General features: G+C 63.8%; 17 protein-coding genes. 9 read left to right on the forward strand and 8 right to left on the reverse strand.

Annotated features, from left to right (window positions below; translation table 11 throughout):
- Positions 1-107 precede the first annotated feature (107 nt).
- The gene (gene hppD / locus EAV90_RS31300) at positions 108-1,226 is read right to left on the reverse strand and encodes a 4-hydroxyphenylpyruvate dioxygenase (RefSeq protein ID WP_129145660.1); all 1,119 of its coding nucleotides are present in this window, start codon (positions 1,224-1,226) and stop codon (positions 108-110) included.
- Positions 1,227-1,350: 124 nt separating this feature from the next.
- On the opposite strand from hppD, the gene EAV90_RS31305 reads away from it, so the two are divergent.
- Together EAV90_RS31305 and EAV90_RS31310 are read left to right on the forward strand one after the other, a co-directional pair.
- On the forward strand, positions 1,351-1,830 hold the full coding sequence (locus EAV90_RS31305) for an Lrp/AsnC family transcriptional regulator (protein ID WP_100180721.1): 480 nt from the start codon (positions 1,351-1,353) through the stop codon (positions 1,828-1,830).
- Between the two features lie 74 nt (positions 1,831-1,904).
- Positions 1,905-2,216: a DUF1272 domain-containing protein gene (locus EAV90_RS31310; protein ID WP_129145661.1), complete on the forward strand. Its 312-nt coding sequence runs from the start codon at positions 1,905-1,907 to the stop codon at positions 2,214-2,216.
- Between the two features lie 152 nt (positions 2,217-2,368).
- On the opposite strand, the gene fahA is transcribed toward EAV90_RS31310, so the two are convergent.
- The 5 genes from fahA to EAV90_RS31335 form a co-directional block, all read right to left on the reverse strand.
- A complete protein-coding gene (gene fahA / locus EAV90_RS31315; RefSeq protein WP_129145662.1) occupies positions 2,369-3,640 on the reverse strand; it encodes a fumarylacetoacetase in 1,272 nt (423 codons plus the stop codon).
- Positions 3,641-3,850: 210 nt separating this feature from the next.
- Positions 3,851-5,197 carry a homogentisate 1,2-dioxygenase gene (gene hmgA / locus EAV90_RS31320; RefSeq protein WP_164937187.1) on the reverse strand — a complete coding sequence of 449 codons (1,347 nt, stop codon included), beginning with the start codon at positions 5,195-5,197 and terminating at the stop codon, positions 3,851-3,853.
- 2 nt (positions 5,198-5,199) lie between these two features.
- Positions 5,200-6,156, reverse strand: coding sequence for an MBL fold metallo-hydrolase (locus EAV90_RS31325; protein ID WP_129145664.1), 957 nt, complete (start codon positions 6,154-6,156; stop codon positions 5,200-5,202).
- 18 nt (positions 6,157-6,174) lie between these two features.
- Positions 6,175-6,399, reverse strand: coding sequence for a DUF2783 domain-containing protein (locus tag EAV90_RS31330; RefSeq protein ID WP_129145665.1), 225 nt, complete (start codon positions 6,397-6,399; stop codon positions 6,175-6,177).
- An 8-nt stretch (positions 6,400-6,407) separates the two neighbouring features.
- Positions 6,408-8,036 carry an FAD-dependent oxidoreductase gene (locus tag EAV90_RS31335; RefSeq protein ID WP_129145666.1) on the reverse strand — a complete coding sequence of 543 codons (1,629 nt, stop codon included), beginning with the start codon at positions 8,034-8,036 and terminating at the stop codon, positions 6,408-6,410.
- Positions 8,037-8,146: 110 nt separating this feature from the next.
- On the opposite strand from EAV90_RS31335, the gene EAV90_RS31340 reads away from it, so the two are divergent.
- The 3 genes from EAV90_RS31340 to EAV90_RS31350 all read left to right on the forward strand — a co-directional run bounded on the left by EAV90_RS31340 (position 8,147) and on the right by EAV90_RS31350 (position 11,011).
- Entirely contained in the window at positions 8,147-8,689 is a 543-nt protein-coding gene (locus tag EAV90_RS31340) for a MarR family winged helix-turn-helix transcriptional regulator (RefSeq protein ID WP_122400475.1), read from the forward strand.
- 90 nt (positions 8,690-8,779) lie between these two features.
- Complete coding sequence (locus EAV90_RS31345) at positions 8,780-9,490, forward strand: class I SAM-dependent methyltransferase (RefSeq protein WP_245509667.1); 711 nt, start codon at positions 8,780-8,782, stop codon at positions 9,488-9,490.
- A 213-nt stretch (positions 9,491-9,703) separates the two neighbouring features.
- Positions 9,704-11,011 (forward strand): adenylate/guanylate cyclase domain-containing protein, encoded by a 1,308-nt coding sequence (locus tag EAV90_RS31350; protein ID WP_129145668.1) that lies wholly within the window; start codon positions 9,704-9,706, stop codon positions 11,009-11,011.
- Between the two features lie 183 nt (positions 11,012-11,194).
- Here EAV90_RS31350 and EAV90_RS31355 read toward each other — a convergent pair whose 3' ends face one another.
- The gene (locus EAV90_RS31355; protein ID WP_122400473.1) at positions 11,195-12,001 is read right to left on the reverse strand and encodes an N-acyl homoserine lactonase family protein; all 807 of its coding nucleotides are present in this window, start codon (positions 11,999-12,001) and stop codon (positions 11,195-11,197) included.
- 360 nt (positions 12,002-12,361) lie between these two features.
- On the opposite strand from EAV90_RS31355, the gene EAV90_RS31360 reads away from it, so the two are divergent.
- From EAV90_RS31360 to EAV90_RS31375, 4 genes are all read left to right on the forward strand, one after another.
- Complete coding sequence (locus EAV90_RS31360) at positions 12,362-13,903, forward strand: caspase family protein (RefSeq protein WP_129145669.1); 1,542 nt, start codon at positions 12,362-12,364, stop codon at positions 13,901-13,903.
- 139 nt (positions 13,904-14,042) lie between these two features.
- Positions 14,043-14,714, forward strand: a complete 672-nt coding sequence (locus tag EAV90_RS31365) for an OmpA family protein (protein WP_164937188.1) — start codon at positions 14,043-14,045, stop codon at positions 14,712-14,714.
- Between the two features lie 158 nt (positions 14,715-14,872).
- Positions 14,873-15,802, forward strand: coding sequence for an efflux RND transporter periplasmic adaptor subunit (locus EAV90_RS31370; protein WP_129145670.1), 930 nt, complete (start codon positions 14,873-14,875; stop codon positions 15,800-15,802).
- Positions 15,802-18,951, forward strand: a complete 3,150-nt coding sequence (locus tag EAV90_RS31375) for an efflux RND transporter permease subunit (protein WP_129145671.1) — start codon at positions 15,802-15,804, stop codon at positions 18,949-18,951. The genes EAV90_RS31370 and EAV90_RS31375 overlap by 1 nt, the downstream gene beginning before the upstream one ends.
- A gap of 23 nt (positions 18,952-18,974) precedes the next feature.
- Here the strand turns inward: EAV90_RS31375 and EAV90_RS31380 are convergent, their stop codons facing one another.
- Entirely contained in the window at positions 18,975-19,649 is a 675-nt protein-coding gene (locus EAV90_RS31380; protein WP_122406329.1) for a Crp/Fnr family transcriptional regulator, read from the reverse strand.
- Positions 19,650-19,707 lie beyond the last annotated feature (58 nt).

A 19,707-nucleotide genomic window follows, 5' to 3' on the forward strand; every position in this document is an offset into this window, starting at 1 on the left:
AGGGTGGGCAAAGCGAAGCGTGCCCACCGCTTTGAGCGAGATCACACAGAGATGGTGGGCACGGCGCTACGCGCCTTTGCCCACCCTAGGGCAGCGCGGCTGCCGCCCTACGCCGCGTTCTCCACCTTCAGCACCCCGCGGCGGATCTGGTCCTCCTCGATCGATTCGAACAGGGCCTTGAAATTGCCCTCGCCAAAGCCGTCGTCGCCCTTGCGCTGGATGAACTCGAAGAAGATCGGGCCGATGGCATTGGCCGAGAAGATCTGCAGCAGCACCTTGGTCTGGCCACCCTCGACCACGCCCTCGCCGTCGATGAGGATGCCGTTCTTGCGGAGCCGTGCGACGTCTTCGCCGTGCTTGGACAGGCGCGTATCGATCCGCTCGAAATAGGTGTCGGGCGGGGACGGCATGAACGGCAGGCCGGCTTCGCGCAGGCCTTCGATGGTGCGGTAGATGTCTCGGCAGCCGCAGGCGATGTGCTGGATGCCTTCACCGCGATAGGTCTTGAGATATTCCTCGATCTGTCCGGAATCGCCGGCGTCCTCGTTGATCGGAATCCGGATCTTGCCGTCGGGGCTGGTCAGCGCTCGCGAAAACAAGCCGGAGGCGCGGCCTTCGATGTCGAAGAAGCGAATCTGGCGGAAGTTGAACAGCTTCTCATAAAAGCCGGCCCAGACGTCCATGCGGCCGCGATGAACGTTGTGGGTAAGATGGTCGAGATAGAACAGGCCGGCACCGACCGGTCGCGGGTCGCGTGCGCCCAGCCATTCGAACTCGGCATCATAGGCCGAGCCCTTGTCACCGTAACGATCGACCAGATAAAGCAGGCTGCCGCCGATGCCCTTGATCGCGGGCACGTCGAGCGTCTTCTGTGCGGATGACACATCGGCCGGCTCGGCACCGAGCGCAATCGCCCGGTCATAGGCCGCCTTGGCATCGACCACGCGGAATGCCATCGAGGGCGCACAGGGGCCATGCGCGGCGACGAATTCATAGCCGTGAGTACCCGGCTCCTCGTTGACGAGATAGTTGATGTCGCCCTGGCGGTAGACCGTGATCTTCTTAGTTCTATGACGCGCGACGGGTGCATAGCCCATCAGCTTGAACAGCGCGTGCAGCTCTTCCGGGTGGGGATGCGCATATTCGACGAACTCGAATCCGTCGGTGCCCATCGGATTGTCGGCGCTAACAGTGGCCGGCGGTGCATCATGCGGAAACGGACCCATTGACGGTTCTCCCAAATTGCTGGCTGGGAGGAATTGTCCTTCATGAAGCGCGCAAGGGGCGTGCAAACGGCACACGATTCCGCTAGCTTATGCACGACTCGTGCATGAATTGGACGATTGACGCATGATTTCCGTGGACGCGTTCGACCTCAAGATCCTGGGTGCACTCCAGGACGATGGCCGCCTCACCAACCAGGAGCTTGCCGACCTCGCGGGTCTCTCCGCCTCGCAATGCTCGCGGCGGCGGATGCGGCTGGAAGAGGAAAAGGTGATATCAGGCTATCACGCCGATCTTTCCAGCGAAGCGCTCGGCTTCGGCGTGATCGCCTTCATCCAGGTGGGGCTTGCGACCCACTCACCGGACAACTCCAAGCGCTTCCGCGCGCTGGTGAACCGGATCGACGAGATCCAGGAGGCGTATTCGCTGACGGGCGATGCCGACTACGTGCTCAAAGCCGTGCTGCGCGACCTCAAGGGCCTGTCCAACCTCGTCAACGACGTTCTGATGCCGCACCAGAGCGTGGCGCATGTTCGCTCCTCGATCGTCCTCGACCGGCTGAAGGAGAGCTCACGGCTCCCGCTCAAGGAGATCAAGCCCGGCTGAAATCGAGGGAACTATGGCATTCGCGCTGGCTACACGATCTGCGATGATCGCAGCTCCATGTCCGGAGATTCAACATGGCCCTGCAGCTGCGACCGAACTGCGAATATTGCGACCGCGACCTGCCGCCGAACGCAACCGATGCGCGGATCTGCTCCTATGAATGCACGTTCTGTGCGGATTGCGTCGAAACGAAGCTGTTCAACGTCTGCCCGAACTGCGGCGGCGGATTTGTGCCGCGCCCGATCAGGCCGGCGCGGGAATGGCGGCCGGGCGTGTGCGTGGCCAAGCACGTGCCGTCAGACAAGCGCGTGCATCTGAAGTACAGCGTGGAGGATGTCGCAGCGTATTGCGCACGAATCCGCGACGTGCCGCCGGAGAAACGATAGGCTCTCTCTCCACGTTCTTGCGAGGAGCTCGCGACAAAATTGCGTAGCAATTTGGCGCTGATGCGACGGAGCAATCCAGACTGCCGCCGCGGAGAGATTCTGGATTGCTTCGCTGCGCTCGCAATGACGGAGGTTGTGACAGGGACGGCGGCTCACTCCGCCGCCACAATCGTCCCCTCGACCTCGCCGAACCCGACGCGATAGCCGTTGCCCTGGCACCAGCCGCGCATCACGAGGCTGTCGCCGTCCTCCAGGAACGAGCGCTTGGTGCCGCCGGGCAGCTCGACCGGCTCGGTGCCGTTCCAAGAAATCTCCAACAAGCTGCCGCGCTGGTTCTTCTCCGGGCCGGAGATGGTGCCGCTGCCGAGGAGATCGCCGACATTCATGGCGCAGCCGGAAGAAGCATGGTGCATCAGCTGCTGCACCGAGGACCAGTACATGTATTTGAAATTGGTGCGGCTGATGCTGACAGGCGCATTGGCCCCCGCAGCGCGCAAGGAGACGTCGAGCTCGACATCGTAGTTCTGTGGCTTGGTCTGCTTGAGATAGTCGAGCGGCACCGGCTGCTGCTCCGGTCCCTTCAGGCGGAACGGCTCCAGCGCCTCGCGCGTCACCACCCAGGGGCTGATCGAGGTCGCGAAGGCTTTTGCGAGGAATGGGCCGAGCGGCACGTATTCCCATTGCTGGATGTCGCGCGCGCTCCAGTCGTTGAGCAGCACGAATCCGAAGATCATCTCCTCGGCCTGTTGCTCGCTGAGCATGCCGCCCATCGGCGAAGCCTGGCCGATGACGGCGCCCATCTCCAGCTCGAAATCGAGCCGCTTGCACGGCGCAAAGCTCGGCAGCTCCACATTCGGCGGCTTCAGCTGCCCGCGCGGCCGCTTCACCTTGGTGCCGGAGACCACGACGGTGGAGGCGCGGCCGTTATAAGCGATCGGCATGTGCAGCCAGTTCGGCTGCAGCGCATTGTCCTTGCCGCGGAACATCACGCCGACATTGGTGGCGTGCTCCTTGGAAGAATAGAAATCGGTGTAGCCGGAGACTGCGAACGGCATGTGGAGCTTCGCATCGCGCATCGGCACCAGCGCGCGGCTGCGCAGCTCCTCGTTGTCGCGCAGCTCATGATGATCGTGACGGAGCAGTTCGCTGATCCGCGCCCGCGTCTTCGCCCACACCTTCGGCCCCAACGCCATGAAGGGATTGAGCGAGGCCCCGGAGAACACGCCGAACGGGCCGACGTCGAGCCGGGAATCCTGCTCGAGCTCCCAGAGATCGAGCACGTAGCCTCCGATCGCCACACCAACCCGCGGCGTCGGATTGGCCGCGGTCGAGAACACGCCATAGGGCAGGTTCTGAATCGGAAAGTCCGAGGCGGGGTCGACCTCGATGAAGGAGCGGAGGCTGGGGTCGTTGGGGTGGGGCATTGGTTTCCCATGGCGCAGCGGTGGCGGTGTCACCCTCCCCTGGAGGGGGAGGGTCGGCTCATATTGAGCGCAGCGAAATATGAGACGGGGTGGGGTGACCTCTCAACACGGGGACTGTTGGACGTGGAGGGACCGTCACCCCACCCCGCTACGCATTCCGCTTCGCTGCATGCGTAGCGACCCTCCCCCTCCAGGGGAGGGTAAGAAAGACTACGGCTTGTTCGGATCGAAGCGCTTCTCCAGGCCCTTCCAGCAATCGGCGTAATCGTCCTGCAGCGTCGAGGACTTCGCGGCATGCGCGGTGACGCGCTGCGGGTAGCGGGTCTCGAACATGAAGGCCATGGTGCCCGTGAGCTTCACCGGCTTCAGCTCGCCATTGCTGGCGTGCTCGAAGGCGTCGCGATCAGGTCCGTGCGGCAGCATGCAATTGTGCAAGGAGATGCCGCCGGGAACGAAGCCCTGCGGTTTGGCGTCGTAGACGCCGTAGATCAGGCCCATGAACTCGCTCATGATGTTCATGTGGTACCAGGGCGGACGGAAGGTGTTTTCCGCGACCATCCAGCGCTCGGGGAAGATGACGAAGTCGATATTCGCCGTGCCCGCGGTCTCCGAGGGCGAGGTCAGCACCGTGAAGATCGAGGGATCGGGATGATCGAAGCTGATCGCGCCGACCGGGGAAAACGCGCGCAGGTCGTATTTGTAGGGCGCGTAATTGCCGTGCCAGGCGACGACGTCGATCGGTGAATGCGGCAGCGTCGTCTTGAACAGCGAGCCGCCCCATTTCACGAACAGCTCGGTCGGCGTGTCCTTGTCCTCGTAGTTCGCGACCGGCGTCAGGAAGTCGCGCGCATTGGCAAGACAATTGGCGCCGATCGGGCCACGCTCCGGCAGCGTGAAGGCGCCGCCATAGTTCTCGCAGAGATAGCCGCGCGCCGGCCCGTTCGGAATCTCGACACGGAACTTGACGCCGCGCGGAATCACTACGATCTCGCCGGGCTCGGCATCGATGCGGCCGAACTCGGTGACGAGACGAAGATTACCCTGCTGCAGCACGAACAGCAATTCGCCGTCGGCGTTGTAGAAATGCTGATCCACCATCGATTTGGTGATGAGATAGACATGCGCGGCCATGCCTGCTTGCGTGTTCACATCGCCCGCCGTCGTCATGGTCTGCACGCCCTGGACGAAGGTGAGCTCCTCCTTCGGGATCGGCGTCGGATCCCAGCGCAGCTGCGCGATCGGGAGATCGTATTCGTGGCATGGCGCCGAGCGCCACAGTCCGGCATCGATCTTCTCGAAGCGGCCGGAATGCTTCACCGACGGACGGATACGATACAGCCAGGAGCGTTCATTGGTGCCACGCGGCGCGGTGAAGGGCGAGCCGGAAAGCTGCTCGGCATAGAGCCCGTAGGCGCAACGCTGCGGCGAGTTGCGTCCGATCGGCAGCGCGCCCGGCAGCGCCTCGGTCTCAAAACTATTGCCGAAGCCGGACATGTAGCCCGGCGTGACCTGGGCCGAGCTGCGAACGATCTGGTCAGGCGAGGTATTGATGTTCATGACTATCCTCCTCCTTGCAAGGCGGCCCACATTTCCTGGTCGCGCTTGTCGGTCCAGATCACGGGATCGTCGATCCCGGATGCTTCGTCGTAGGCGCGCGACACGTTGAACGGCAGGCAGTGCTCGTAGATGGCGAAACTCGAAAATTTCGGATCCATCACCTCGCGGGTCGCCGCCATCGACTCCTTCAGCGTGCGGCCCTTGGCAACCGAGATTTCGGCCGCGCCATAGAGCGAGGTGACGAAATCCCGCGTCATCGCGATGGCCTCGCGTACCGTAGCGGTGCCCTTCAGCGCATCGCCTCGGCCGGGCGCGATCGCCTTGGGATTGAAGTTGCGGATCTCATTCAGCGTCATCGGCCATTCGCGCAAATGCGCATCGCCGCAATAGCAGGCCGAGTGATATTCGATGAGATCCCCGGAGAACATCACCTCCGCATCCGGCACCCAGGCGACGATGTCGCCGGAGGTGTGGCCGGCACCCAGCTGCATCAGCCGCACCTCGCGCTTGCCGAGATAGATCGACATCTCGCCTTCGAAGGTCAGCGTCGGCCAGGTCAGGCCGGGAATGCTCTGCGCGTCCTGGAACAGGCGCGGGAAGCGGCCGTATTCGGAATCCCAATCCTGCTTGCCGCGCTCCTCGATCAGCCGATAGGTTTCCTGCGAGGCGACGATGCCTTGGGCCTTGTAGGCGGAGGCTCCGAGCACGCGCACGGCGTGATAATGCGACAGCACGACATATTTGATCGGCTTGTCGGTGACGGCGCGCACGCGCTCGATCACTTTGTTCGCCATCGCCGGCGTCGCCTGCGCATCGAACACGAGGCAGCCGTCGTCGCCGACGATCACGGCCGTATTCGGATCGCCCTCGGCGGTGAAGGCATAGAGATCGGGGCCGATCTCGGCGAAGGTGATTGTCTTCTCGGAGAGGTCGCCGGTGGATGCGAAGTTCTTCGCCATTAGTTCGTCCTTACAAGTCTATTGTTGTTGCTGTTGCTGCTGCTGGTCATCGATCATGCGGCGCCTGGCGAGCCCGATCGCCTCGCGCAGCACGTCGATGTCGCCGATATGATTGGCGAGGATCAGCACCAGCGCCGCGTCGAAATCCGCGCTCTGCTCCTCGGTGAGTCCGCGATGCGCCTCGACGATGGCGCGGAAGGCATCGTCCGGGCGTGCGAAGTTCGAGCTGGTTGAAAGCGGCATGCGAAACCTCAATACAAACCTTCGGCCCGCGCCAACGCCGCCGCGATCGCCGAACGCGTCGGATGGCGGAAGCGCGCCGCGACATAGCCGTCGGGCCTCAGCAGATAGGCGGAGCCCGGCTCGGCGGCGTAGCGCTTTGCGGCCAGACCCGAGGGATCGGCAAGTCCGCCCTCGCCACCAATGCGGATGCCCTTGATGCCATCGGGCGCATCGATCGGCGCGCCATTGCTGAACGACAGCAAGGTGAAGTCCGTTCCACCGTTGCGGAAGGCATCCGTCAGATAGATCTGCTCGCCGGCGCGCGTTGAGACGGGTGCATCGAGCATCGAACAGCCGGGCGAGGGTCCACCGCGCCACGCATCCGCATCGAGCGAGGACAGCGGCGAGTCATAGCTGCACGGCACCGAGAGTCGTCCGCCATTGACCATGCGCTTGCCGAACTCGGTCTCCTTGGCCAGCGACAGCACCGCCTTGCGCAGCCGCGCTTCCTGATGCGAGTTCGGTGCCATGAAATCGGTCGAGCGGGTGGATTCGCGGATGTTCTCGTCGGCGGCTGCGCTGCGCTCGGTATGATAACTCTCGAGCAGGCTCGCGGGCGATTTGCCCCGCAGCACGCGATCGAGCTTCCAGGACAGGTTCTCCGCGTCTTCAAGTCCGGAATTGGCGCCGCGCGCACCGAAGGGCGAGACCTGATGCGCGGAATCGCCGGCGAAGATCACGCGGCCATGGATGAAGCGATCCATCCGCCGGCACTGGAATTTGTACAGCGAGATCCACTCGAACTCGAACTTGTCGTGGCCGAGCATGCGCGCAATCCGCGGCCGCACGTTTTCCGGCTTCTTCTCGACGACAGGATCGGCGTAACGGTTGAGCTGGAGATCGATGCGCCAGACATCGTTGGGCTGCCGGTGCAAGAGCGCCGAACGCCCGGCATGGAACGGCGGATCGAACCAGAACCAACGCTCGGTGGGAAATTCCGCCGTCATCTTGACGTCGGCGATCAGGAACTGATCCTCGAACACCTGGCCCGCAAATTCCGCACCGACCATCTGGCGCAGCGACGACCGCGCACCGTCGCAGGCGATGACATATTGCGCATTCAGGCGATAGGCGCCTTCAGGCGTTTCGATCGTCAGCAGCGCGGAGTCGTTGCGCTGCTCCAGCGCCGTCACCTTGTTGCGCCAGCGCAGGTCGATCTCGGGCAGTTCGTTGATGCGATCGACCAGATAGGCTTCGGCGTAATATTGCTGGAGATTGATGAAGGCCGGACGCTTGTGACCGTCTTCCGGCAGCAGATTGAACTGGTAGAGCTGCTGCTCGCCGTGAAAGATCCGGCCGACGCTCCACACCACGCCCTTGTCGACCATGCGGTCGCCGACGCCGAGTCGGTCCCAATATTCCAGCGAGCGCTTCGAGAAGCAGATCGCGCGCGAGCCTTCGCCGATGCGGTCGGCATCGTCCAGCAGCACGACGCGCTGGCCGCGCTGGGCGAGATCGATCGCCAGCGACAGGCCGACCGGGCCGGCACCGACAATCACGACCGCATGCGCCGCGGGGCGTGGCCCCGGGCGGTCCTGATCGGGATGGCGGCGATAGCCGAACTGGGTCTTGGCCTGATGCGTATTGGCCGGCGCCATACACTAACCTCGGCTCTGGTCAGAAGAGGACTGATCTGCTAGATAGTCTCACGTGCAACTATTTTGGACCGGAGCCGGCCGGCCGTCAACTGGAATTCGGAGCGCTCTCCGTGGCGAGGACATCCAGCGACATTGCGCTGAAGACACCCCAGGCCGACGAGGCTTCATCGCGGCCGAAGCCGCGTCTCGACCTGTTCAAGTTCGTGCCGTTCCGCCTCAACCGGCTGGCAGCGGAGGTGAGTTCCGCGCTCGCGGTCGAATATCAGGAACGTCACGGCCTCGACATTCCGGCCTGGCGCGTGCTCGCCACGCTCGGCTTTCGCGTTGATGCCTGCAGCGCGCAGTACATCGCGCAGTGCACCCGCACGCACAAATCCACCATCAGCCGCGCGGTGACCACGCTGCTGCATGCAGAGCTGATCGAGCGGGTCGAGAACGAAGCCGATCGCCGCGAATTCCGCCTGCAACTGACCAGGAAGGGCCGAACGCTTTACGAAGAGCTGTTCCCGCAATTGCTGCGGCGTGAGGACGAGATCCTCGCCTGCCTGTCCGCGCAGGAGCGCAAGCAATTGTCGGCCCTGCTCGGCAAGATCGAGCAGAGCCTCGATCTGATCCAGACCAGCGAAGAGGCTGACGCGAAGCAGGCGTATTAGGACGGGCATGCATAGAGGCGGAGACGCCTAGACCGGTTGAGAAAGCTTGGTAGGCTCGTGACGGCACCAGCTTATATAGTGGCGCTACTTGTGGCATTTGCCGCAACTCGCGCATACGCCGTTGATATAGGTTATCTGGCTCCCCCCGGAGTCGCTGCAAACGAGTTTCCCTCACCGCAGCGCCCCGTTGCACGGATCGTCAGCCCACGCCGCGCCGCCGAAGAGCGCCGCGACGCCCTCAATGAGGCCGGTCAAATCGCACGTATTCTTGAGCTGAAACCAGGCATGACAGTCGGCGACATTGGAGCAGGCGATGGCTACCACACGGTCAGGCTCTCGCGCCTCGTCGAACCCGCCGGCTCTGTCATTGCCCAGGACGTCACGCGGGATTACCTGATCGAACTCGCAAAGCGAACAGAGCTTCTGAAGTTGACGAACGTGCAGTTCGCGCTCGGCGAACCACACGACCCGCGCCTGCCCGCCTCCTCACTGGATGCCGCAATCCTCGTGCATATGTATCATGAGATCGCCCAGCCCTATGCCTTCCTCTACAATCTCGCGCCCGCTTTGAAGCAGGGTGCGCGGGTCGGAATTGTCGATCTCGAGCTTCCGACGTCGAAGCATGGCACGCCAATTGCGCTCTTGCGCTGCGAATTGACCGCCGTCGGCTATCGCGAGATCGCCACATATCAGCTCGCAGGTGACGGAGGATATTTGGCGGTATTCTCTCCGCCAGAGGTCGCGGCTCGAAAATCTCCCCGCGATATCGCTGCTTGTGGGAATCCCGCCGGCGCTCGTTGACACCACGTCAGCCGCCCGTCTCAGAGGCTGACCGTATCCGGAGAAGAGGTCAGACCGGAAGTCGCCGGCTGAAACTCAAATCGGCGCTTTTGACCCGAAGCGCACATGAGCAGCTGGGGCCATCGCAACGCTAACCCATGAGTTTTCGCCACTCAGTTGCACTGCTTGGCCGTTAACCGTAAGCTACCGAGCGGGCTAGGCTTGAGGGAAGCCATGGTTGTCGAGACGCGCTATGTGACCAGCGGCGACGTCTTCGTCGCTTATCAAATATCCGGACAGGGCGGTCCGGACTTGCTCATGACACCGGGCTTTGTATCGCATCTCGAGCAGGCGTGGGAGAATCCCAACGTCGCGCGCTTCCTTAACGACCTCGGCTCGTTCTCGCGATTGATCCGATTCGACAAACGCGGCACGGGTCTCAGTGATCGTGGTGTCGGTGTCCCGCATCTCGATGAAAGGATCGACGATATCCGCGCCGTGCTCGACGCTGCGGGTTCTAAGAGGGCCTATTTGTTCGGTGTTTCGGAGGGTGGGCCGATGTCGATCCTGTTCGCGGCGACCTATCCTGAACGTGTCGCGGGGCTCATCCTGTTCGGCACGTATGCGCGCACGGTGGGTGCTTCCGTTCCGTTTGACGACTTTGCGACCCTGGAGCGCGATATCCGGTCCAACTGGGGAACCGGCAAAAGTCTGCCCAGTTTCTCTCCGTCGGCCGCCGCAATTCCCGGGGCCATGGAGCGCTTCGCCAAGTTCGAGCGCTCGGCGGCCAGCCCGTCTGATGTGATCAACCTGATGCGCATGAACCGCGAGATCGACGTAACGGCCATCCTGCCGTCGATCCATGTCCCTACGCTGGTCATGCATCGGCGCGACGACGTGCGCATTCGTGCATTCGCCGGCCGCGAGCTTGGAGAGAGAATTCCTCACGCGCGCTACATCGAACTTCCGGGTAGTGATCACCTCGCATGGTCAGGAGATCAGGATCGGCTTGTCGAGGAAATCAGACAATTCATGGGTGTGTCCGCTACCACCATCGAGGGCGATCGCGTCCTCTCGACCGTGCTGTTCACCGACATCGTCGATTCGACAAAGAAAGCCTCGTTGGTGGGCGACAGGCAGTGGCGTTCAACTCTGGAAGCGCACCATGCGGCGGTGCGTTCGGAACTGGAGCGGCATCGCGGACGCGAAGTTAAAACTACAGGCGACGGATTTCTGGCCCTTTTCGACGGCCCGGCGCGCGCCGTTCGCTGCGCCCAGAGGATCGTCAGCGCGGTGCGGCCGCTCGATCTCGAAGTACGGGCCGGCGTCCATACCGGCGAGGTTGAAATGATGGGCGACGATGTGGGCGGCATTGCTGTGCACATCGCAGCACGGGTAGCTCAGCATGCGCATGCGAGCGAAGTGCTGGCCTCGAGCACGGTAAAGGATTTAGTAGCAGGTGCCGGCCTCAAGTTCGTCGATCAGGGATCGGCCGAGCTTAAGGGACTTGCCGAGCCCATGCGCCTATTTGCAGCCGTCTGAATGAGCTTCGGTGTCGCCGATGCCGCCTTAGAAAGCTCAGACGTTATCGCCGATGTCCCTTTGTGGCCCACAACGCGCCTCCGGCGATGCTTGTTTGCGCACTGCTTCCAGGTGCACAGCGGATATCAGGCCTGACTGATCTGAGCCGCGCTTAGGACTTACAAGTAGACGCCCCGGATTCCATCACTTCGCAAACGACCGCGTCGGCGGCAGATGCAGTGCCCAGGCGTCGACCTTGTCGCTGGCGGGCGGATAAATCTCCGTCACGATCGGATCGTGACCGGGGATGAACCTGTCAGGATGGCCGGCGAGGCGCTCGATCGTCTCCCAGCCTGCGGCCATGTCGCCGACATTGTAGACGATCGGGAACGGGCTCCGGCGCTGGAGGTTGGCGTAGTAATGCGCGGCATCGGACGCCAGCACCACCGGCCCGCGCGCGGTCTCGACCTTCACCACCTGCAAGCCATCGGAATGGCCACCGACGCGATGCACGGTGACGCCGGGCGCGACCTCGCCGTCGCCGGAATGGAAGGTGACGCGCTCGCCATAGACATGGCGCACCATCAGCGTGACGTGCTCGACCGAGAATGGATGTCGCAGCAGTCCGTTGCACATGCAGCGGCCCGTCGCGTAAGCCATCTCGCGCTCCTGGAGATGGAAGCGCGCATTCGGGAAGCGGTCGAGATTGCCGGCATGGTCGTAGTGCAGATGCGTCACAATGATGTCGCGGATGCCGGATGCCGCGACGCCGAAACGCTCCAGCGCATCGACCGGATTGAGCGTCAGCTTGCGCGCCCGCGCGCTCGCCTCCTCGGCATTGAAGCCGGTGTCGACCAGGATGTCGCGACCGTGCCCTCGGATCAACCAGACGAAATAGTCGAGATCCTGCGCCGCACTGTCATGCGGGTCGGGCACGAGGAAGTTCATGTGGGGGGTGCGCGGCGACATCGTCGCATAGCGCAGGGCGTAGATTTCGTAGACGTTTCCCATGGTCTGCTTTTCTGAGTTGGATGTTGTGGGACCATCGAGCACACCAAGCCATCGCCGGCAGGAAAGGTCAAACGTGGGGCGTTGCGGAGGCAGGGCTGCAATGTGAGACCAATCACAGCTCCATCACCATGATGACCCCAGCATGCTGCCGATAGGATCGAACCAGGTCACCGAGTACTGTCATGACAACGGTCTATTCCGCCCGCGGCACGCCCCCTGCGTTGCCATCCATCGTCACGATAATGCCGAATCTCCAAGCGGTTGACGCCCCCCGTCCCCGGTTTGATAATGCAGGAAGCGTAAGTTAAGGTCGCCGCGGCGCAAGCTGGAACGGCGCCTTTTGGCTGGACCGCGCTGAATATGAAAATTCGCTTCTTTCTTCTTCTCTCCTTGCTCATCTCGCTCGTCCCGACTGCTCCATCGCTTGCGGCCGGTGACCGCTTTGCGCTGGTCATCGGCAACGCCAAATATCCGGACGCGGATGCTCCGTTGAAGGAACCGATCAACGATGCGCGCGACGTCGCCGATGAGCTCAAGCGGGACGGCTTTTCGGTCGAGATCGGCGAGAACCTGACCGGCGACGGCATGCGCCGTGCCTTCGACAAGCTCTACAGCAAGATCAAGCCGGGATCGGTGGCGCTGGTGTTCTTCAGCGGCTTCGGCATCCAGTCTGCGCGCCAGAGCTACATGCTGCCGGTCGATGCGCAGATCTGGACGGAGTCCGACGTGCGCCGCGATGGTTTCAGCCTCGAGACCGTCCTCGGCGAGCTCCACACCCGCGGCGCCGGCGTCAAGATCGCGCTGATCGACGCCTCCAGGCGCAACCCCTTCGAGCGCCGGTTCCGCAGCTTCTCGGCGGGCCTTACACCTGTCATCGCGCCGAACGGTACGCTCGTGATGTATTCAGCGGCGCTGGCCTCGGTGGTCTCGGATGCCGGCGGCGACCACAGCCTGTTCGTCCAGGAGCTGCTGAAGGAAATCCGCGTCCCCGACCTGATGGCCGAGGAGACGCTGAACCGCACCAAGATGGGCGTCACCCGCGCCTCGCGCGGCGAGCAGGTGCCGTGGATTTCCTCGTCATTGGCCGAGGATTTCTCGTTCACTCCGGGAGCCGGCGGATCGCGCCCCGCAACGCCACCGCCCGCACCTCCTGCTGCGCCGGCCGTCGTCGCCAACAACCCGCCGCCCGTTCCACCCGCGCCGCCGACACCAGCTCCGGCGCCGAAGCCGGCCGATGCTGCTGCGGCACCCGCGCCTGCTGCTCCACCTGCCCCCGCGCCTGCGCCGGCCCCACCGCCGAAACCGCAGATCGAGGCCGGCCTGCCCCCGCCGCCACCGCCGGTGAAACCGATTGATCCCGCTCCCGCACCGAGCACGGACAGCGGGCCCAGTGCCGCCGTCCTGGCTGACGATCCCACGATCAAGAGCCTCACCGCCAAGATCGCCGCCAATCCCGATGACGTGAATGCGCTGTATCGGCGCGGCCAGGTCTATGCCAGCAAGGGCGCCTACACGCTCGCCATCAAGGATTTTGACGATACCCTTCGGATCAATCCGAAGGATGTCGAGGCGCTGAACAACCGCTGCTGGACCCGCACCGTGGTCGGCGATCTCCAGGGCGCGCTGAAGGATTGCAACGAGGCGCTGCGGCTGCGGCCGAACTTCGTCGATGCGCTCGACAGCCGCGGGCTGGTCAACCTCAAGTCGGGCGCGGTGAAGAATGCCATCGCCGATTTCGACGCGGCCTTGAAGATCAATCCGCGCCTGACCTCCTCGCTTTATGGACGCGGCCTTGCCAAGCAGCGCAACGGCTCGGCCCAGGAAGGGGCGCTGGACATTGCCAATGCCAAGGCGATGGATCCGAACATCGTTCAGGAATTCGCAAGCTACGGAGTGCGTTGATATTTTTTTGAATGAGGCAGTCCAAGCCTCGAACCTTGAACAGCCCAGGGAAGACCAATGGGCGGATGCCGGAACAGGCCTTTTCGGCCTGTTGCTGGAATTTGAAATACGCGAGCTGGCTGCGCAGGAGGGACTGGCTATGAGATCGGCTGCAAAAGGGCTTACCGCGATTCTGTCCATCATCACCGTCGGCGCCGCGCTGTCACTGCCAAGCTCAGCTGCATTTGCGGGCGATGACGGCAACAGCAAGAATGTCACCGAGGACGAGATCGTCCGCGCGCTCGCGCCGGCGCCGAAGAAGCCCCTGACCCGCGGCCTCTCGATCGGCCCGCAGACGGAACCCGCGCCGAACGCAGCGGAGACCAAGCTGCTTCAGTCCGTGCGCGGCCGCTCGACGCGCTCATTGTCGTCGACCGAGCGCGAGGACATCGCGGCGGTCGCCAAGGACAAGCCGAACATCGATCTCGAAATCACGTTCGACTACAACTCGGCCAATATCAGCGCCAAATCGCTGCCATCAGTGCAGGCGCTCGGCCGTGCCTTGACCAGTCCCGACCTGAAGGGCTCGACCTTCGTGGTCGCAGGCCACACCGACGCCGCCGGCGGCGAAGCTTACAACCAGGACCTCTCGGAGCGTCGCGCGGATTCGATCAAGCGCTACCTCGTCGAGAAGTACAGCATCTCCGCGACCGATCTCGTCACCGTCGGCTATGGCAAGAGCAAGCTCAAGAATCCGAGCCAGCCGCTGGCGGAGGTCAATCGCCGCGTGCAGGTCGTCAACATGGAAAACAAGACCACCGCATCGAAGTGAGCACGGCATAATCCTTTGCAGTGACAAGTCGTGATGTGGTGTAAGGTCTCGCTGTCGAAGCGCGTCCCGCGGCCTTGCGGGACGCCGCTTTATTTCCGGGAAACGCTCTGTTTGGGCCTCGCGCGGATGGCCGTGAGCCAGGTCAGGATGATTCCGCGATGAATTTGACTGAATATCTCAAGCCGGCTGGAACCGTCGTGTTCGTCCTCGCGCTCGGCGTCGGCTATTATCTGTTCGAGCATCGGCGCCGCCCCGAGGTGAAGGAGACGCCAAGCACGGCGCTCGTCATCGTGACGAAGTCGACCAATGCCTGCTTCTCCGACCTGGTGCGGGTGACCGGCTTCTTCGTGCCGCGCCGCGAGGCGGTCGTCCTTGCCGACCAGGAGGGGGCCAGGGTCACCGACCTTCTGGTCACCGAGGGCACCGTCGTCGCCGACAACCAAGAGCTGGCGCGGCTGACTGCGCCGCCGCAGATTCCGGGCCAGCCGCAGCGGCCCGGCCCACAAGGCCCGGTCTCGCTGAAAGCACCCGCGCCGGGTCTCATCACCGAGGTCCGCACCGTCGTCGGCGCGCCGGCCTCGCCGCAGGCAGGTCCGATGTTCCGCATCGCCGTCAACAATGAGATCGAGCTCGACGCCCAGGTTCCGGCGGTGCACATGTCCAAGCTCAGCTCCGGCGCGACCGTGCGCATCAGCCGCGACGATGCGCCCGATTTGATCGGACGGGTCCGGCTGGTTGCGCCCGAAATCGACCGCGCCACCCAGCTCGGGCGCGTCCGCATCAGCGTCACCAACAATCCCTCACTGAAGGTCGGCGTGTTCGCCCGCGCCTCGATCGACGCCAAGCGGAGCTGCGGCGTTGCAGTGCCCAAGACCGCGATCGATCATCTGACGGTGCAGGTCGTCAAAGGCAACATTGTCGAGACACGCAAGGTGCGGGTCGGACTGTCGTCCGACAGCGCTACGGAAATCCTGGAAGGCCTCGAGGTCGGCGAAATCGTCGTGGCCGACGCCGGCTCTTCGCTCCATGACGGCGACCAGATCAAGACCATGTTCGCCGATGAACTCGATCGCACGCGGGTACGCTGATGGCTCTCAATATCTCGGCATGGTCTATACGTCATCCGCTGCCGTCCGCCGTTTTTTCGATCATCCTGCTGGTTCTGGGCTGGACCTCCTTCACCAAGCTCGCGATCACACGGCTGCCCTCGGCCGACATCCCCGTGATCTCGGTCGCGGTCTCGCAATTCGGCGCGGCACCGGCCGAGCTCGAATCCCAGGTCACCAAGACGGTTGAAGACGCGGTTTCCGGCGTCGAGGGCGTCAGGCACATCACCTCCTCGATCACCGACGGCCTCTCGGTCACCACGATCCAGTTCGCGCTCGAGACCAACACGGACCGCGCGCTCAACGACGTCAAGGACGCGGTGACGCGCGTGCGCTCCAACCTGCCGCAGAACGTCACCGAGCCGCTGATCCAGCGCGTCGACGTCATCGGCCTGCCGATCGTGACCTATGCCGCGATCTCGCCCGGCAAGACGCCGGAGCAGCTCTCCTATTTCGTCGACGACGTGGTCAAGCGCTCGCTGCAGGGCGTGCGCGGCGTCGCGCAGGTCGAGCGCATCGGCGGCGTCGAGCGCGAGATCCTGGTCTCGCTCGATCCCGACCGCCTGCAGGCGATGGGGCTTACTGCGGTCAATGTCAGCCAGAGCCTGCGCGGCACCAATGTCGACGTCGCCGGCGGCCGCGCCGAGATCGGCAAGAACGACCAGGCGATCCGCACGCTCGCCGGCGCCAAGACGCTGGGCGATCTCGCCGGCACCATGATCCCGCTGTTCGGCGGCGGCGAGGTCCGGCTCGACGATCTCGGCACCGTCACCGACACCATCGCCGATCGCCGCACCTTCGCCCGCTTCAACGGCGAGCCGGTGGTCGCGCTCGGCATCAAGCGTTCCAAGGGTGCCAGCGACGTGAAGGTGGCCGAGGCCGTGCAGAAGCGCATCGACGCGCTGAAAACCGCCTATCCCGACGTCGACCTGAAGCTGATCGACACCTCGGTCGAATACACCAAAGGCAATTACCATGCGGCGATTTCGACCTTGTTCGAAGGCGCCATCCTCGCCGTCGTCATCGTGCTGCTGTTCCTGCGCGACCTGCGCGCGACCATCATCGCCGCGATCTCGCTGCCGCTGTCGATCTTCCCGGCGTTCTGGGCGATGGACCTGCTCGGCTTCTCGCTCAACCTCGTCAGCTTCCTCGCCATCACGCTGTCGACGGGCATTCTCGTCGACGACGCCATCGTCGAGATCGAGAACATCGTCCGGCACATGAACATGGGCAAGTCGCCCTACCGGGCCGCGCTCGAGGCCGCCGACGAGATCGGCCTCGCGGTGATCGCGATCTCGCTGACCATCATCGCGATCTTCGCACCGGCGAGCTTCATGTCGGGCATCGCCGGACAGTTCTTCAAACAGTTCGGCATCACCGTCTCGGTGCAGGTGTTCTTCTCGCTGCTAGCCGCGCGCTTCGTCACGCCGGTGCTGGCCGCCTATTTCCTCAAGCACAGTTCGCATGCGGAGCCGCCGCCCGGCCGCATCCTGCGGTCCTATCATGGGATCGTGGCCTGGTCGGTGAAGCACTATTTCATCACGGTGCTGATCGGCCTCGGGATCTTCGCCGCCTCGATCTGGAGCATCACGCTGCTGCCGCAGGGCTTCCTGCCGGCCCAGGACAGCGCCCGCTCGCTGCTTGCGCTCGAGCTGCCGCCGGGCACCCAGCTCGCCTACACCGAAAAGGTCACCGAGGACATCGTCGCGCGCCTGCGCAAACGGCCCGAGGTCAAGAGCATCTTCGTCGACGGCGGACGCGTCCCGCCGGGAACCCAGGAAGTCCGGCGCGCAGCCCTGATCATCAACTACACACCCAAGGACAGCCGCGACATCACCCAGCGCGAGCTCGAATTCTCGATCAGCCAGGAGCTGGAGAACGTTCCCGACATCCGCTTCTGGTTCCTGGACGAGAACGGCCTGCGCGCGATCTCGCTGGTGGTGACCGGTGTCGACCCCAACATCGTCAACAACGTCGCGAGCGAGCTTGCGACGCAGATGAAGCGCATTCCCACCATCTCCAACGTGATCTCCGAGACCTCGCTGGAGCGCCCCGAGCTGCGCATCGAGCCGCGCGCCGATCTCGCCGCACGGCTCGGCGTCTCCACCGAAAGCCTGTCGCAGACCATCCGTGTCGCCACCATCGGCGACGTCGGGCCCGCGCTCGCCAAGTTCGACGTCGGCGATCGCCTGGTGCCGATCCGCGTGCAACTCGAGGATGCAGCCCGCGGCAATCTGAAGACGCTGGAGCAGTTGCGCGTGCCGCTCGGCGAGCACGGCGAGAAGGGCGGCGTGCCGCTCTCGGTCATCGCCGACGTCAAGCTCGACCAGGGTCCGACCAGCATCAACCGCTACGATCGTGAACGGCAGGCGACCGTTGCCGCCGACCTCGTCGGCTCCGCCGCGCTCGGCGATGCCACCAAGAAGATTTACGACCTGCCGGTGATGAAGACGCTGCCGAAGGGTGTGAAGGTCTCGCCCTCGGGCGATGCCGAAAGCCTGAACGAATTGTCGGACGGCTTCGCGACCGCCATCACGGCCGGACTGATGATGGTCTACGCCGTGCTGGTGCTGCTGTTCGGCACCTTCCTGCAGCCTATCACCATCCTGTTCTCGCTGCCGCTCTCGATCGGCGGCGCCATCGCGGCCCTGCTCGTCACCGGCAAGCAGCTCACCACGCCGGTGTGGATCGGCATCCTGATGCTGATGGGCATCGTCACCAAGAACGCGATCATGCTGGTGGAATTCGCCATCGAATCCATCCGTGCGGGCAAGCCGCGCGAGGAGGCCATGATCGACGCCGGCATGAAACGCGCCCGCCCGATCGTGATGACCACGATCGCGATGGCCGCGGGCATGATGCCGAGCGCGCTCGCCGTCGGCGCCGGCGGCGAGTTCCGCTCGCCGATGGCGCTCGCGGTGATCGGCGGCCTGATTTTCTCGACCATCCTGTCGCTGGTGTTCGTGCCCGCGATGTTCATGGTGATGGACGATTTCGGCGCCCTGATCTGGCGCTTCGCCAAGCGGCTGATCGTGCACAGCGAGGATGTGGAGGTTGCCTCTCATCACGACTCCGCACCGGCGCAGACGGCTTCGGCACCGAAGAGCGTCGCGCGGCCAGCTGCGGAGTAGGCTTACGAGGCGTGCTCGTAAGCCTACTCGTTCCGCGCGATCGCGGTCAGCTTGGTCATGTTCCGCAGCAAGATCCGGCCGCGCTGGAGATCGAGGATCGCTTCCTTGCGCCAGGCCTGAAGCTGGCGGTTGACGCTTTCGCGGGCGGCACCGACGAAGACGCCGAGCTGCTCCTGCGAGATATGGACCTCGGAGCCGAAATCGGCGGCGAGCGCGCAGAGCCGCCGCGCCAGCCGCACCGGCAGCGGCTGCAGCATGGATTCTTCCATGCGCTCGCTCTGCCAACGGATGCGCTGGCACAGCAGGGCGATGATCTTGATCGCGACCTTTGGCTCGCGCTCGAGGAAGCCGAGGAAATCGTCGCGCCGCAGCACGAACAATTCGCTGGCCTCGCCCGCGGTGGCGTCTGCCGTGCGGTTCTGGCCGTCCAGCACCGCGACCTCGCCGAACAGGTCGCCCGGCCCCATGAAATTCAGCGTCAGCCGGCTGCCGTCGGAGGCGCCGGTCTCGATGCGGACCTGGCCGCGACGCACGCCGAACAGCGCATCGCCGGGATCGCCCTTCTGGAACAGCAGCTCGCCGCTCCCCAAATGCTGCGTGTGACAGAGATTGGACAACCGCTGGAGCTCGTCTGCGCCGAGATCGGCGAACATCGGGTTCATCTTCAGGATGACCGCAAATTCGGCCTGCTTGCTCATTTCAATGTCCTTGTGAACGCCCTGGTCATTGTTCTCAGCAAATCGCTTGAAACCATCA

Origin of the sequence: Bradyrhizobium vignae (assembly GCF_004114425.1) — a bacterium.
Classification (GTDB): domain Bacteria; phylum Pseudomonadota; class Alphaproteobacteria; order Rhizobiales; family Xanthobacteraceae; genus Bradyrhizobium; species Bradyrhizobium vignae.

What these genes read in the sequence shown, in the direction of transcription:
- hppD (WP_129145660.1), bottom strand. Translation starts at nt 1,226, where the DNA reads ATGGGTCCGTTTCCGCATGATGCACCGCCGGCCACTGTTAGCGCCGAC.
- EAV90_RS31305 (WP_100180721.1), top strand. Translation starts at nt 1,351, where the DNA reads ATGATTTCCGTGGACGCGTTCGACCTCAAGATCCTGGGTGCACTCCAG.
- EAV90_RS31310 (WP_129145661.1), top strand. Translation starts at nt 1,905, where the DNA reads ATGGCCCTGCAGCTGCGACCGAACTGCGAATATTGCGACCGCGACCTG.
- fahA (WP_129145662.1), bottom strand. Translation starts at nt 3,640, where the DNA reads ATGCCCCACCCCAACGACCCCAGCCTCCGCTCCTTCATCGAGGTCGAC.
- hmgA (WP_164937187.1), bottom strand. Translation starts at nt 5,197, where the DNA reads ATGAACATCAATACCTCGCCTGACCAGATCGTTCGCAGCTCGGCCCAG.
- EAV90_RS31325 (WP_129145664.1), bottom strand. Translation starts at nt 6,156, where the DNA reads ATGGCGAAGAACTTCGCATCCACCGGCGACCTCTCCGAGAAGACAATC.
- EAV90_RS31330 (WP_129145665.1), bottom strand. Translation starts at nt 6,399, where the DNA reads ATGCCGCTTTCAACCAGCTCGAACTTCGCACGCCCGGACGATGCCTTC.
- EAV90_RS31335 (WP_129145666.1), bottom strand. Translation starts at nt 8,036, where the DNA reads ATGGCGCCGGCCAATACGCATCAGGCCAAGACCCAGTTCGGCTATCGC.
- EAV90_RS31350 (WP_129145668.1), top strand. Translation starts at nt 9,704, where the DNA reads ATGGTTGTCGAGACGCGCTATGTGACCAGCGGCGACGTCTTCGTCGCT.
- EAV90_RS31355 (WP_122400473.1), bottom strand. Translation starts at nt 12,001, where the DNA reads ATGGGAAACGTCTACGAAATCTACGCCCTGCGCTATGCGACGATGTCG.
- EAV90_RS31360 (WP_129145669.1), top strand. Translation starts at nt 12,362, where the DNA reads ATGAAAATTCGCTTCTTTCTTCTTCTCTCCTTGCTCATCTCGCTCGTC.
- EAV90_RS31365 (WP_164937188.1), top strand. Translation starts at nt 14,043, where the DNA reads ATGAGATCGGCTGCAAAAGGGCTTACCGCGATTCTGTCCATCATCACC.
- EAV90_RS31370 (WP_129145670.1), top strand. Translation starts at nt 14,873, where the DNA reads ATGAATTTGACTGAATATCTCAAGCCGGCTGGAACCGTCGTGTTCGTC.
- EAV90_RS31375 (WP_129145671.1), top strand. Translation starts at nt 15,802, where the DNA reads ATGGCTCTCAATATCTCGGCATGGTCTATACGTCATCCGCTGCCGTCC.
- EAV90_RS31380 (WP_122406329.1), bottom strand. Translation starts at nt 19,649, where the DNA reads ATGAGCAAGCAGGCCGAATTTGCGGTCATCCTGAAGATGAACCCGATG.